Annotated in this window: 15 protein-coding genes; 2 read left to right on the top strand and 13 right to left on the bottom strand. The window is 60.5% G+C overall.

Annotation, left to right across the window (positions count from 1 at the left end; all coding sequences use genetic code 11):
- Positions 1-45: 45 nt before the first annotated feature.
- Both KGA98_RS12035 and KGA98_RS12030 read left to right on the top strand, forming a co-directional pair.
- Complete coding sequence (locus tag KGA98_RS12035; RefSeq protein ID WP_223502408.1) at positions 46-1251, top strand: MFS transporter; 1206 nt, start codon at positions 46-48, stop codon at positions 1249-1251.
- Between the two features lie 81 nt (positions 1252-1332).
- Entirely contained in the window at positions 1333-1650 is a 318-nt protein-coding gene (locus KGA98_RS12030; protein ID WP_154910870.1) for a hypothetical protein, read from the top strand.
- An 83-nt stretch (positions 1651-1733) separates the two neighbouring features.
- On the opposite strand, the gene araH is transcribed toward KGA98_RS12030, so the two are convergent.
- From araH to tmk, 13 genes are all read right to left on the bottom strand, one after another.
- On the bottom strand, positions 1734-2702 hold the full coding sequence (araH, locus tag KGA98_RS12025) for an L-arabinose ABC transporter permease AraH (RefSeq protein WP_090457976.1): 969 nt from the start codon (positions 2700-2702) through the stop codon (positions 1734-1736).
- 12 nt (positions 2703-2714) lie between these two features.
- A complete protein-coding gene (araG, locus tag KGA98_RS12020) occupies positions 2715-4259 on the bottom strand; it encodes an L-arabinose ABC transporter ATP-binding protein AraG (RefSeq protein WP_223502407.1) in 1545 nt (514 codons plus the stop codon).
- Positions 4260-4323: 64 nt separating this feature from the next.
- Entirely contained in the window at positions 4324-5328 is a 1005-nt protein-coding gene (locus KGA98_RS12015; RefSeq protein ID WP_057713728.1) for a substrate-binding domain-containing protein, read from the bottom strand.
- A 142-nt stretch (positions 5329-5470) separates the two neighbouring features.
- Positions 5471-6289, bottom strand: coding sequence for an SDR family oxidoreductase (locus KGA98_RS12010; protein WP_223456184.1), 819 nt, complete (start codon positions 6287-6289; stop codon positions 5471-5473).
- A gap of 272 nt (positions 6290-6561) precedes the next feature.
- On the bottom strand, positions 6562-7437 hold the full coding sequence (locus KGA98_RS12005; RefSeq protein ID WP_223502406.1) for an SMP-30/gluconolactonase/LRE family protein: 876 nt from the start codon (positions 7435-7437) through the stop codon (positions 6562-6564).
- 128 nt (positions 7438-7565) lie between these two features.
- On the bottom strand, positions 7566-8282 hold the full coding sequence (locus KGA98_RS12000; protein ID WP_057713725.1) for a FadR/GntR family transcriptional regulator: 717 nt from the start codon (positions 8280-8282) through the stop codon (positions 7566-7568).
- 123 nt (positions 8283-8405) lie between these two features.
- Complete coding sequence (locus tag KGA98_RS11995) at positions 8406-8966, bottom strand: DUF1285 domain-containing protein (RefSeq protein WP_090457194.1); 561 nt, start codon at positions 8964-8966, stop codon at positions 8406-8408.
- 16 nt (positions 8967-8982) lie between these two features.
- Entirely contained in the window at positions 8983-9591 is a 609-nt protein-coding gene (locus KGA98_RS11990) for a DUF4823 domain-containing protein (protein WP_057713723.1), read from the bottom strand.
- A 168-nt stretch (positions 9592-9759) separates the two neighbouring features.
- Entirely contained in the window at positions 9760-10728 is a 969-nt protein-coding gene (locus KGA98_RS11985) for a GTP 3',8-cyclase MoaA (RefSeq protein ID WP_090457196.1), read from the bottom strand.
- Between the two features lie 137 nt (positions 10729-10865).
- Complete coding sequence (locus tag KGA98_RS11980) at positions 10866-11504, bottom strand: TetR/AcrR family transcriptional regulator (protein ID WP_007977040.1); 639 nt, start codon at positions 11502-11504, stop codon at positions 10866-10868.
- A gap of 342 nt (positions 11505-11846) precedes the next feature.
- Entirely contained in the window at positions 11847-12632 is a 786-nt protein-coding gene (locus KGA98_RS11975) for a TatD family hydrolase (protein ID WP_223502405.1), read from the bottom strand.
- Positions 12633-12699: 67 nt separating this feature from the next.
- A complete protein-coding gene (locus KGA98_RS11970; RefSeq protein ID WP_223502404.1) occupies positions 12700-13686 on the bottom strand; it encodes a DNA polymerase III subunit delta' in 987 nt (328 codons plus the stop codon).
- A complete protein-coding gene (tmk, locus tag KGA98_RS11965) occupies positions 13679-14311 on the bottom strand; it encodes a dTMP kinase (protein ID WP_057713719.1) in 633 nt (210 codons plus the stop codon). The genes KGA98_RS11970 and tmk overlap by 8 nt, the downstream gene beginning before the upstream one ends.
- Positions 14312-14313 lie beyond the last annotated feature (2 nt).

Below are 14313 nucleotides of genomic sequence, written 5' to 3'. Positions count from 1 at the left end.
GTTAGATAGACGCGCTGCTTATTTATCCGGTCAAGGAACCGCGTCATGCCCACCGCAACACCCCCTGTCTCAAGCAAGTTGTTCGGTCTGATCTGCCTCGCCAGCTACCTGTTGTCGTTTTCCTACGGCTCGACGTTCTTGCTGTCGTTACTGATTGGTTCTCGCGGCGGTAACGAACACGACGCCGGAAGTGTGATTTCGGCGGCAATGCTCAGCACCTTTGCAGCGGTGATTGTTTCCGGTCATTTGTCCGACCTGCTCGGTGCCGCCCGCTCGGTGGCGCTGTTCGGTGTATTGCTGGTAGCGGCCAGCCTGGGCTTCGCCCTGACCCCGGGCTTCGGTCATCTGCTGTTGTTTTTCGGCCTGCTGCTGGGCTTGGGCTGGGGCGTGTTCTACACCCTGGGGCCGATCATCGTGGCAAGCCTGGTGACACCCGCGCAGCGCGCCAGATACTTCGCCCTGTTGTCCGGCAGCATGATGACCGGGATCGGCAGCGGCCCGTTGCTCGGCCGCGCGGCGAGTGCGCTCGGTTATTCGGTGACCGCGGCGTTTTACCTGGCGGCGCTGGCCAGCCTGATCGGCGTATTGCTGTTCTGGCGCCTGGATCGACAACTGAAACCGGCGCCCGCGCAATCTGGCAGCGTGTCGCGAATTTCCTGGCGTGCAGCGGGTCAGGTGCTGTCGTCCAGGGCCGTTTTCCCGATCATCATGGTTGGTCTCGGCGGCTGCGTGTTCGGTGGTCTGTCGAGCTTTCAAACCAGTTATGCCGCAGCGCGCTCGCTCGACTATTCGCTGTTCTTCCTCGGCTTCATGAGCGCGGCGATCAGCGGCCGCATGCTGGTTGCCGGTTTCGTGGTCAAGCGCGATCCATTGCGTGCATCGTGCCTGCTTTCGGGGCTGATGCTGGCATCGATCGTGATGTTCGGTGTCGTCGTCGACAGCAGCGTCAGCTACGTGCTCGCGGCAGTGATGCTCGGGATCGGTTACGGCCTGACCTACTCGGTGATCAACGGCCTGGCCGCCAATGAAGCGCCGAACGGCACCACCGCACAATCCTTGCTGCTGTTCAGCCTGTCGTACTTCATCGGCGTGTTCGGATTTCCATTGCTGGCAGGGAAAATCATCGTCGAGCAAGGCATGCCCACGCTGTTGCTCACGGTGTTGGCGGTTGCCTCGCTCAACTGGCTGATCACCGTGGGCCGCTTGATCTGGCGTAGAGCCACAGCGGTCAGGGCACTGGAGGAGGCCTGAGCCGTTCGTCGCTGACAATGCACCCATCCGGATCGAGGGCGGACTAATCAGGTAAGGACTCTGCTCGCTGGAGACACCGCCATGACCCTGTCCAGGTTGACCGCCCTCGTTCTCACTGCCCTTTTATCCGCCGCCTCCTTCGCCGGAACCATCGGCTCGAGCACCGGCCCGACCAATCCGGTGGAAAAACCCAGGGCTCCCGCCATCCAGAGTGCCCCCGGCATGAACACCGATGGCACGACGATCGACCAAAACCTGCCGCCCGCCACCGGCACCGACCCGCGGATTCAAGGCAACGACGCGGGACGACAGTTGCCAGGCCGCAAAACACCCAGCAGCGGCGGACTTGGCTCGACCACTAGCGGTGACTCGGGTGACGACGACAGCGACAGCCAATGACTTCCGGTTTGAGGACAAAGGAATTGGTCGAGGCGCTGCGCAAGGCATACTGCAGACAGTTGCTCCCACAGGTGTAATGAGTGTCAGCGCTGTTTCAGGCGGTCAATCACGACGGCCAGAAGCAAAATCGAACCCCGGATCACATACTGATAAAACGTATCGATGTTCTTCAGGTTCATCGCATTTTCGATGATCGCCAGAATCAACACCCCGGCGATCACGTGCCGGATCATGCCGATCCCGCCACTCAACGACACCCCGCCCAGCACGCAGGCCGAGATCACCGTCAGCTCGAAACCCTGTCCGATCATTGGCTGGCCGGAGGTCATGCGCGAGGCCAGGATCACCCCGGCCAATGCACCGATCACACCGTGCACGGCGAAGATGATGATCTTGGTCCGGTCGACATTCACACCGGCCAGCAGCGCCGCTTCCTGGTTGCCGCCGATGGCCATGGTGTTGCGCCCGTAGGTGGTGTAGTTCAGCAGCCAGCCGAAGAACAGGAAGCAGACGATGGTGATCAGGATCGGTACCGGCACGCCAAACATCTGGCCGTTACCGAACACAAAGAACGATTCCTGGGACACCCCCACCGCTTTGCCGTTGGCGAAGATGTAGGCCAGGCCGCGCACGATCTGCATGGTCGCCAGCGTGGTGATCAGCGCATTGACTCGCAGCTTGGCGATCACTATCCCGTTGATCAACCCGACGATCAGGCCCATCACCAGCGCGGCACAGACACCGAGAAACACGCTGTCGGTGTCGCGCATCACCACCGCCGCGACCACCCCGGCACAGGCAATCACCGAGCCCACCGACAAGTCGAAATGCCCGGACGCCAGGCAATACAACATGGTGCAGGCAGCAATGCCGGTGGTGGAAATCGCCAGGCCCAGGCCACGCATGTTCAGCGGTGAAAGGAAGTTGTCGATCAGCAAGGTGCAGGCGACAAAGATGCCGACCGCCGCCAGCAGCATCACCCAGTCATCAAGGAAGCGCCGCAGGTCCAGCGGTTTGCGCGTGGTCGGCAGGGTGTTGTTTTGGGTTGTCATCATAGTCACCTCTCAGTTCGCCACGCCGTCGGCGCGTTGGCGCGGCAAAGCCAGTTGCAGCAGGTTGGATTCGTTGGCCTGTTCGCGGCTCAGTTCGCCACGCAGGGCGCCTTCGCACAGCACCAGGATGCGGTCGGAAATACCCATGACTTCCATCAAGTCGCTGGACACCACAATCACCGCGATCCCCTTGGCTGCCAGGTTATGGATGATCTGGTAGATCTCGGCCTTGGCACCGATGTCGATGCCGCGTGTGGGTTCGTCGAGCAGCAGCACTTTCATCGGCATCGACAGCCAGCGGCCGAGAATGGCCTTCTGCTGATTGCCACCGGACAGGTACATGATTTTTTGCGCCGCGTTGGGCGTCTTCACTTTCAGCGCCTTGATCTGCTGCTCGGCGTTGTCCTTTTCCCACAGGCCACGCAACAGGCAACCGAAGGTGGAATGGGCGCCGCGGGCGCTGATGTTGATGTTCTCGGCGACGCTGGCCAGCGGCAGGATGCCTTCCTTCTTGCGGTCCTCGGGGCACAACAGGATCCCGGCGGCAATCGCGTCCCGGGGTGAACGCAGCCTCAGTTCATGGCCTCGAAGTTTCAGCTGTCCGGCGCTGTTGCGCGCCAGGCCACTGAGCAGGCGCAACAGCTCGGTGCGACCGGCCCCGACCAGCCCGAACAGCCCGAGGATTTCGCCTTTGTGCACCTCGAAACTCACTGGCTCGCGCAACCCCGGCCCGAGCAGTCCGTCGACCTTGAGTGCCACCGCGCCGCGCTGGCGCGGGCGGTAATCGTAGATGTCCTGGATGTCGCGCCCGACCATGCAGGTGACCAGTTGATCGTGGGTCAGTTGGCTCATGTCATCGAACGTGCGCACGTAGCGCCCGTCCTTGAACACCGTCACCGCGTTGCAGATGCGGAACACTTCTTCCATGCGATGGGAGACATAGAGCACCACTTTGCCTTCGTCCCGCAGCCGGCCGATGATCGCCATCAAGCGGTCGATCTCCCTTGCCGAAAGGCTGCTGGTGGGTTCGTCGAAGGCAATCACGTGGGCGCCACGGGACAAAGCCTTGGCGATTTCCACCAGTTGCCGCTGGCCGAGGGACAGGCGCCCGACTTTCTCCTGCGGGTCGATTTCATCGGCCAGGCCTTTGAGGCAGGCCAGTGCCTGCTGGCGCAGGGTGCTGCGATTGATCAGGCCGAAACTGGCTGGCAGATGCCCGAGAAACAGGTTCTCGGCCACGGTCATTTCCGGCACCAGATGCAACTCCTGGTGGATCACCGCGACGCCACTGCCGATGCTGTCGGCGGTGGACTTGAAGTCCATCGTCCGCTCGCCGATCTGCAAGGCACCGCTGCAAGGCGTGTAGGCCCCACCGAGAATTTTCAGCAGCGTCGACTTGCCGGCGCCGTTCTCGCCCATCAAGGCGTGAACCTGCCCCGGATGGGCGACGAAGCTGATGTTGTCCAGCGCCTTCACCCCGGGAAAGGTCTTGCCGATCCCGTTGAAGCGCAAGCTGCCGGTAAGGCTGTGTTCGTGTTGGATTGTTTGCGCGTGCATAACCACCTCTTCACACCGATCAGGCGACCCCGCCGCCGAGGCCGCCGCTGAAGTCAAACGGCCGTCAGTTCCACAGGCCGATCTTTTCCAGTTCCTGCTTGAAGTTGTCGCGGGTGATCAGCGTCACGTCATCCATGGCGGTGTACTTCGCCGGTTCTTTGCCGGTGGTGACCCACTCGTACATCATGCTGGCGGTGTTGTAGCCCTCGATGTGCGGGCTCGGCAGCATCGAGCCGTAGAAGCCGCTGTCGGGTTTCTTCAGCTCGCCGATGGCGTCGGTACCGTTGATGCCGATGCCGATCACGTTGGCCGCGGCGAAACCGGCGCTCTCGGTGGCGCGCACCCCGCCGAGGACGGTGTTGTCGTTCATGCCGCCGATGATCAGGTTTTTCGCCGCCCCCGGCAGTTTCACCAGGGCCGAGTTGGTGGCGTCCATGCTGCCCGGCACGTCGAGGGTCTTGAGGGCCGCGAACAGGATGTGGTCTTTGGGCATGCCGGCATCCTGCAGCGCTTTCACCGAACCGTCGGTGCGCTTCTTGCCGGTGTCGAGTTCGTTGTAGGTGTTGATCACCGCATAGGTGTCTTTCCAGTCCCAGCCGCGTTTCTTCGCTTCGGTCGCCATGGCATTACCTTGTTTCTGACCGACTTCGAAAGCGGCCATGCCGAGGTACGGCACGTCTTCCATGAACTTGCCGCTGGCATCGACGAAACGGTCATCGACGGCGATCACTTTCAACCCGTTGAGTTTGGCCTTGGCCATGATCGCCGGGCCGAGGGACACGTCCGGCGGGCAGATCACGAACCCCTTGGCGCCGTTGGCCGCGAGGCTGTCGATGGCAGAAAGGGTTTTCTCACCGTCGGGCACGGCGATCTTGATCAGGGTGAAGCCCTTCTCTTTCCCGGCCTTTTCGGCAAAGGCCCACTCGGTCTGGAACCAGGGTTCTTCGGCCTGCTTGACCAGGAAACCGATCTTCACTTCCTCGGCTGCCAGCAGCGTGTTGCTCAGGCTGAACGCCGAGACCGCCAACGCGGCACAGCACAGGGAACGGATAGCATGACGACGATTCATAAGCTGACTCCTTGTTATTTTTCTTGAGCACTCGTTGAAAGCGTTCTTTGTTAACCAACGGGCGGTAAAAACATACTGCCAATAGTCATATCGTATGATGATTGGATTTCAGGCGTAGCAAGGCGCCGGAAAGCCCGATCACTCAGTCGTGGTACATCACCGAGCGACCACCATCGATGGTGATGCACGAGGCATTGATGAACGGCGCTTCATCACTGGCCAGGAACACGGCGGTCATTGCCACTTCGATCGGCTGCCCGATACGGCGCGGCGGGTGCAGGTCAAACGCTCGCTGGCGTTCGGCGTGGGGGTCGGCAAAACCGTTCCAGTAATCGACGTTCAACTGGGTTTCGATGTAGCCCGGCGCAATCGCGTTGACGCGCACACCCTTGGGCGCATATTCGATGCCCAGCGCGCGGGTCAGGCCGAGCAGGCCATGCTTGGCCACCGGGTACGGGAAGCAGCCAGGAATGATGTGGGTGGAATGGGTGGACGCGATATTGATGATGCTGCCGATGCCCTGCTCGATCATCTGCGGCAGCACCGCCTTGCAACCGTACCAGGCACCATCGAGGTCGATGGCAAAGCAGCGACGCCAGTCTTCCTCGGTCATTTCCAGCGGATCGCGGAATACGTTGACCCCGGCGCAGTTGACCAGCACATCGATCCGGCCGTGCAGGTCGATCGCCAGCCGGGCCATGGCGTGCAGGTCCTGCTGACGCGACACGTCGGCCTTGATCGCCACCACATCGGCGCCCTGGTCTCGCCAATGCGCCGCGACTTTCTCGACTTTCTCGGCCTGAATGTCGCTGATGATCAGCCTGGCCTGCTGGGACGCGAAGGTCGCCACAATCGCTTCGCCAATACCCTGGGCGGCACCGGTCAGCAAGACGACCTTGTTTTTCAGGCGTTCGCCCTTGGGCGGTTCGGGCACCGGTGGCAATGACAGTGGTTCAGCCATGGATCAAGACTCCTGTTCGAAAACACGACGAAAACCGGGCATCTGTCGATGTCCGGTCAAAAGGCGCTGGGTAGGAAACAGGTGAGTGCGAAACGTTTCAGCCTGGAAACGTTCTGAGGCACAGGCTCCGCAAGGGAGCACGGGGGAACTTCGCTGCATCACTTCACCTGTTTTGTTTTTTTAAGTGTGAGTGCATGTAACTGGTGAGGCCGACTATAAACCCGGCCTGCGATAAATCTCAATATATATATTTACATCCCATATTTTGGGATTTATCCAGCAAAGCGCGTGCAATGTTTTCCAGGCACATCCACTGCGATCGACAACACAGCCCCATCCAACGGATGGCCCAGCGGACTGGCCGCGCTGGTGATGTACAGGGTTTTGAGGTCTGAACCGCCGAACACGCAACTGGTGGGACGACTGACCGGCAGTTCAATGATCCGATCGACTTTGCCGTCCGGACTCAACCTGAGTAGGCACTTGCCGTCCCAACGGGCATTCCAGATAAAACCTTCGGCATCCATCGCTGAACCGTCCGGGACGCCACGCTCATGCGGACCAAACCAGACCTGCGGCGCATCGAGGGCTCCGTCGGTACGGATGAAATGTCGATACAAGGTGCCGTCGAGGCTGTCGCCGAAATACACGCTGGTGGCGTCATCGCTCCACAGCAACGTGTTGGGAATGCCCAGATTGCGCAGCAACGGCGCAACCCGCCCGGCGCGATCGATGCGGAACAGTCCACCGCAACGGTGGACGATGGGCAGGTCTTCGCCGTTTGCGCCGATGTTGTTTTGCATGGTGCCGAGCCAGAGCCGGCCTTGGGCGTCGCAACGGGCTTCATTGGGGCGGTTGCCCGGTTGCGGATCGGCAACGCAAAACAGTGTCAGGCGCGGCGCCAGGCCCGGTGAATCGAGATCGAGCCGATACACGCCGCTGCTCAATGCCACCAGGGCATCGCCGCTTTCGCAGGGAATGAACGCCGACACGTGCTCCGGCATCTGCCAGATCTGCACGTTGGCGCCGATCAACCGCAACGCCTGCTTACCGGCGATATCCACCCAGTACAGGGCTTGGGTGGGCGCATCCCAGAACGGGCCTTCGCCCAGTCGTGCCCGATGCTCGGTCACCGCAGTCCACGCCATGAAACCTCCTGCGTTGTTCTTGTTTTTATTGTGTAGGAGCCAGCTTGCTCGCGAAGGTGTGCCAGTCGACCTGGTGGTAGCTGAATACACCATCGCGAGCAAGCTCGCTCCTACAGTGGTTCGAGCTGTCAGCTGGCTTTTTTATCGGCCATGACTTGCGGGTAGTAACGCTTGATCGCAAGGTCCGCGTTATCGATCAGGGTCATGCAGGCCCAGACACCCCGGGCGGTATCCCGGGCCGCGATAGCCTCGGCCAGGTCCCGGTGAATCGGCAAGGTGCGACGCAGTTCATCCGGGTCGGCGGCGGACACTTCAAAGGCCACCGCCAGCAACGCGCCGAGGGCGGGAACCATTTGTTCAATGAATTGATTGTGGCTGGCGGCGAGGATGCACTCGTGGAAGAACTGATCGGCGCGGTTGTAATCGATGCCGCTGTCCACCGCCCGTTCCAGCGCGTTGCAGGCCAACAGGATCTCGTTCACCTGTTCGCCGGTTGCGCGCTCGCAGGCCCAGCGCACGGCCATCGGTTCGATGGTGCGGCGCAGGTCGAGCAGATCGTCGACGAAGTTTTCCGGTAAGCCGCTGCGCGACAACCAGCCAACGACTTGTGGATCGAAGAGGTTCCAGCGCCGCACTGGCAATACCCTCGTGCCGACTTTCGGCCCGACCTCGAGCATGCCTTTGGCAACCAGGGTCTTGATGGCTTCACGGATGACCGTGCGGCTCACGCCGAGTTGTTCGCCGAGGTCGGCTTCGACCTTGAGTGACTCACCTGGCTTGACCTGCCCCGTGGCGAGCCAGCAACCCAGCCAGTCAACCGTCGATGCATGAAAGCTGCTGGACATGGACACCTCAATGCCGTTCGCGATGGAGGTCCACGCTAATCATCATATGATTGGATGTCAATTTGATTTTTTGAGTGTTCGCAACCCCCTGTGGGAGCGAGCTTGCTCCCACAGGGTTATGGGTCAGGGTTCGAGACCGATGGGGAAGAACTCGCCGCCACTCCATACACCGAGCCAGCGCTGGCCGTCGATCTCGCGACTCACCGCCAGCTCCACCAATTGATAGAACACGTTGCGATGGATCAACGCTTCAAGATTGCTGCGCACATGCACGTAAGGGGCAGGCTCTTGCGTTACCGGGTCGATGACCACACGCAGGAGGTGCTCGGCGCCGGCCTCGGTGGTTTCATCGACGTTGGTGGTAAAGCGCAACACCTGCGCCTCGCCCTCGCCTTCCACGTCCACCGCGATCGCCACGAACGGCGCATCGTCGACCTTGATCCCGACCTTTTCCACCGGAGTGATCAGGAAATAATCATCGCCGTCGCGGCGAATGATGGTGGAGAACAGTTTGACCATCGGCTTGCGCCCGATCGGCGTGCCCAGGTAATACCAGGTGCCGTCCCGGGCGATGCGCATGTCGATGTCGCCGCAGAAATCGGGATTCCACAGGTGCACCGGCGGCAAGCCTTTGGTCTTGGGGATTTGCCCCAGCAAGTCGTTGGCTTTTTGCGGGCCACTCATGGCGTTCTCCTTGAAATTACTGGTCGCTGAGCCCCAGCAGGCTGCGCGCGTATTGTTCCAGCGGCGGGCCCATCAGGTCTTCGGGTTTTTTATCGTGGAACGTCAGTAAACCGCCACGACTCTTGATGGTTGCAGTATCAATCAAATACTGGGTGCTGGTCTCGATCAACATGATCTGAATCATACCGCTGTCGATGCCGAGACGATCCAGGGCTTCCTGGTCCAGCCACTCGTCCGAGTTGCCGATACGGTCGTCAGACTTGGCAAACCGGGTGTAGAGCAGATAGTGCGCACCGGCGGCACGGGCTTCGCCCATGGCCTGGTCGAGACCTTCCGGCGTACGGGCACGGCGGACCATCGGGAAATATTCGACGAAGCCGTCGAACGCGACTTCGGCAATCACGTTGGGCCGTGGATAAACGGCGCTGCCCGGCGGCATGAAAGCGCCCTGGGCGATGTAGACGAACGAGTCCGGCTGAATGCGCAGGTTGTTTACGCGACGACTGTCACTGTGATCGAGCAGCCCCGCATCGCTCATATGGTAACGAGTCCCTTCGGCCATATCGCTGACGTTCATGCAGCCACCAAGTGCCAAAACGGCCAGCAGCAAAACCAGGCTACGCATCCTATCCTCCAGAGGCCGGTGTCGGAAAACCGGCGAATGGCCGTAGGATGCAGCTTTTGCGCCAGCTCATGAGCAGTGGCATCTGACAGTCCAAATCGCGAGCAAGCTCGCTCCCACAGGGAATTGCATATCACCTGTGGGAGCGAGCTTGCTCGCGATTGCGGAAGATCAGCCGCCGATAATCTTCATGACAGTCGCGCCGCCAGAGAACGCCACTTCCTGCTTGTCACCCAAGGCTTTCACCAGCAGCCGCTGCAAGGCCGGCAGGGCCTGATGGCGTGGCTTGTCCAGCAGATCACCGATGTAATGGCGATTGCTCGACGACAGGCAGCCATGCAGCCACCCGGTGGAAGACAAACGAAGTCGCGAACAGGTACGGCAGAAAGGCACGCTCTCGTTGGCGATCACGCCGAAATAACCCTGGCCGGGAATTTCATATCGAACGGCCGTCGCATCGACCGGGGCATCGGCTTGCAGGTATTCGTAGCGTTCGCCGATCAGGCTCAGCAATTGCTGGAGACTGACGAACTGCTGCAGAAAGGCATTGGAATCGTTGGCCAGGTGGCCCATGCGCATCAGTTCGATGAAGCGCAGTTCATAACCGCGCTCCAGGCAGTAGTCGAGCAGCGGCATCACTTGATCGAGGTTCTGTCCGCGCAGCGGCACCATGTTGACCTTGATCTTCATGCCGGCCGCACTGGCCTCGCTCATGCCGTCGAGCACGGTGGCCAGGTCACCGCCCCGGGCAATACTGCGGAACGCACTGGCGTCGAGAGTATCGAGGGAGACGTTGAGGCGCCGGATACCGGCGTTCACCAGCAGCGGCAGTTTCTTCGCCAGCAACTGGCCATTGGTGGTCAGACTGATGTCTTCCAGGCCCATCTGCCCGACCGCCGTCATGAACGCCTCGAGTTTCGGGCTGACCAGCGGCTCGCCGCCGGTAATGCGCAGACGCTCGATGCCCGCCGCTTCAATCAGATAAGCCACGCCGCGCGCCATGGCTTCGGCCGACAATTCATCCTGCGCAGCCACCAGCCGCTTGCCGTTGGGCACGCAGTAGGTACAGGCGTAATTGCAGGCTGAGGTCAGACTGATTCGCAAGTTGCGAAAACGCCTGCCTTGACGATCAACGATCATGGTCACTCCGGCGGAAGAATATCGGGCCGCTAAAACTTGACTCAGAAATCAAGTTTTAGCAAGTCCTCTACCTGAGTATATTCCTGCGCTACTGCGCCATGTAGCGAAATCATGGCGCAATAAGGCAACTGAATGGCTCAGCTGCCGGAAGTGTCGGTGTCACGCTTGCGCTTGTTGCCCATGCGCACGCCGATGTCCATCAGGAACTGGAAGAAACCTTCCTGATCTTCCAGCACATTGCTCCAGAACGGCGAGTGATACAGCGCGACGGCACCGTGCACCAGCGCCCAGGACGCGCAGTAGTGGAAGTAAGGTGGCACATCTTCCAGCTTGCCTTCGCTGATCCGGCCCTTGATCAGCAAGGTCAGGCGTTCGAAGTTCGAGGCACGGATCTTGTGCAGTTCCTCGATCATCTCCGGCACCTGGTTGCCCTTGACCACTTTCTCTTCGAGGCGGTCGAACAGGCGATAGCGTTGTGGATCGCGCATGCGGAATTCGAAGTAGGCCCGGGACAGGGCTTCCTTGTCCTTGTCGACATCGGCCGAATGCAGCAGAGCGTTCAAATCGCGCTCGTAGTCGAGCATCAGGCGCAGATAGATTTCCGCCTTGGATTTGAAGTGCTTGTAGATCGTGCCTTTGCCGATACCGACGGCATCAGCAATCATCTCGACGGTGACACTGTCTTCACCTTGTTCGAGGAACAGCTTGAGCGCGGTATCGAGAATTTCCTGCTCGCGGCGACGGAATTCACGGACCTTACGAGGTTCTTTATGCATAAGAAAAGGTCTGTCGGGGTCAAAATTCGAAGCCGCGTATTATGCCTAACTTACGCAAAAATGCACGGATCATCCGACCATATCTGCGCTTTCTGGTCATTCCGCGTACGTTTACAGGGTGATGAGAACTCTTCCGAAGCGCACGTATTCCAAATTTGTTTAAAAACCCGGGCCGCTAAACTGGACGAGGCGCAATCCTGATCAATACTTGAACTGTCGGCGGGGCATCTCCCCCAAGTGTCACGCCGATATTGGTACCAACGGACCGCGTGCCATTGTTTTACTCCTAATGGTCTTAACCCGGATTCACCCCCCAGAACCCGGGTTTTTTTTGCCTGCGATTTAACCTTTTACATGTGCCAGCGGGAATAGTCGCTGGAAATTCGCCGTGGTTTGCTCGGCAAACCGCTCGTAGGGCTCACCACGCAACATTGCCAGAAATTCCGCAACTTCACGCACGTACTGCGGCAGGTTTGGTTTGCCACGATAGGGAATCGGCGCCAGGTACGGCGAGTCGGTTTCCACCAGCAAACGGTCGGCCGGCACCTTGCTGGCCACATCACGCAATGCGTCGGCATTGCGAAAAGTGACAATCCCGGACAGGGAAATGTAATAGCCCATGTCCAGCGCGGCCTTCGCCATCTCCCAGTCTTCGGTGAAGCAATGCAACACGCCTGCCTGGGGCAGCGCAGCGTCCCGCAGCAAGTCCAGGGTATCGGTGCGGGCGCCACGGGTATGGATGATTACCGGTTTGCCGGTCTGCTGCGCCGCTTGCAGGTGCAGGCGGAACGATTCCTGCTGCAACTCTGCCGCTTCAGGCTCGTAGTGGTAATCGAGGCCGGTTTCGCCAATCGCCACCACCCGCGGGTGATTGAGCTCCTGCAACAGCCAGTCCAGCGCCGGCGCTGCCCCCGGCTGCACATCCAGAGGGTGCACGCCCACCGAGCAGTCGACATCGTCATAACGTTCGGCCAGGGCCTTGACGTCGGCCGCGTTGTCCGCGCTGACACCGATACACAGAAAGTGCCCGACCCCACGCTGCCGGGCAGCTTCCAGGGCAGCATCCAGGGAGCCCTCGTGGGCGGTCAGGTCAAGGCGATCAAGGTGACAATGGGAATCTACGAGCATAAAGGGCTGCAACTTGTATGGGTGGGACGGTCGGATGTTCTGATACTCAGAGTCTAGGCGCAGACAGTCACCGTTGGGCAGGCAACGACACCCATTGCACCAGCAATGCTTCCAGCAACAAGGCCGGGTTGAGGTTGGCCTTGCTCAGGACTTTCTGCCGCTGGGCGAGGATCCAGTCCTGAATATCGAGGACTTTGTCCTGGGCGCTTTTCTGCGCCAGGTATTGCACGACCTTGCGCATGTCGGTCAGGCCGAGGCCGGCTTCATCCTGAGTCAATTGATAGCGCAGGATCAGGCTCGACCAATCGCAGAACCAATCGAACAGGCGCAACATCGGAATGTTTTTCCATTCTTCGGCCAGTTGCGTCGGCGACTGCTGTTGCTTGAGGAGTTTTTTAACCCCTTCCACCACTTGCGCGCGCTGTTCACGCACGCCCTGGGCCTGGAGATTGACCGCCGCCAGCGGCGAACCGGCGGCCAGCGTCAGCAGTTCGACGCGCTCATCTTCGGAGCACTCCGGCAACGCCTGGGCCAACCACTTCAAGCTCATGGCCTCGCCCGGCAGCGGACAGGCCTGCTGCACGCAGCGACTCTTGATGGTTGGCAACAAGCGGCTCGGCTGATGGCTGACCAGCAACAGAACGGTATCGCCGGACGGTTCTTCAAGGCTTTTGAGCAAGGCGTTGGCGGCGTTGATGTTCATCGACTCGGCCGGCTCGATCAGCACCACTTTGCGCCCGCCCAACTGCGCGGTCTGCACCACGAAACCGACCAGGTCGCGAACCTGGTCGACCTTGATCGCCTTGTCGGCTTCTTCCGGCTCCAGGATGTAGTTATCCGGATGGCTGCCAGCCTTGAGCAGCAGGCAGGATTTGCATTCGCCGCAGGCTTGCAGCGCGTTCGGGCGCTGGCACAGCAAGCTGGCCATCAAGCGCTCGGCCAGTGCCCGCTTGCCGATTCCGGCGGGGCCATGCAGCAGGTAGGCGTGCGCATGCTGGGTGCGACCGGCCAGTTGCTGCCAGAGGTTTTCCTGCCACGGATAGGCCTCAGCCACGGCTCAACTCCAGCAGGCGCGGCAGCAAGGCATCCAGCGATTGCTGAACCTGTGCCAACGGCTGGGCAGCATCGACCAGCACATAACGCGCCGGATCCGCCTTGGCCCGCTTGAGGAAGGCACTGCGTACGGCATCGAAAAAGGTCCGGCCTTCGAGCTCGAAGCGATCCAGACGACCACGAGCGCTGGCGCGGGCCAGGCCGACCTCGACAGGCAGATCGAAAATCAGCGTGAGGTCCGGGCGCAGATCGCCCTGGACGAAGGTTTCCAGGGTTGCGATGCGCTCCAGCGACAAGCCGCGACCGCCGCCTTGATAGGCGTATGTCGAATCGGTAAAACGATCACACAAGACCACGGCACCGCGGGCCAGCGCCGGGCGAATCACCTCGGCCAGATGCTGGGCACGCGCCGCGAACACCAACAGCAACTCGGTATCCGGGTTCATGACTTCATCGACCGGGGCCAGCAGCACTTCACGAATGCGCTCGGCCAACGGCGTGCCACCCGGCTCGCGGGTCAGCACCACCTCGATGCCGGCGGCGCGCAGGCGCTCGGCCAGGTATTCGCGATTGGTGCTCTTGCCGGCGCCTTCCGGGCCTTCCAGAGTAATAAACAAGCCAGTCACAG

The organism is Pseudomonas sp. BF-R-24 (genome assembly GCF_019947335.1).
GTDB lineage: Bacteria > Pseudomonadota > Gammaproteobacteria > Pseudomonadales > Pseudomonadaceae > Aquipseudomonas > Aquipseudomonas jessenii.
Note: the sequence above shows the minus strand (reverse complement) of the source record. Positions and strands in the feature narration are given on the sequence as shown.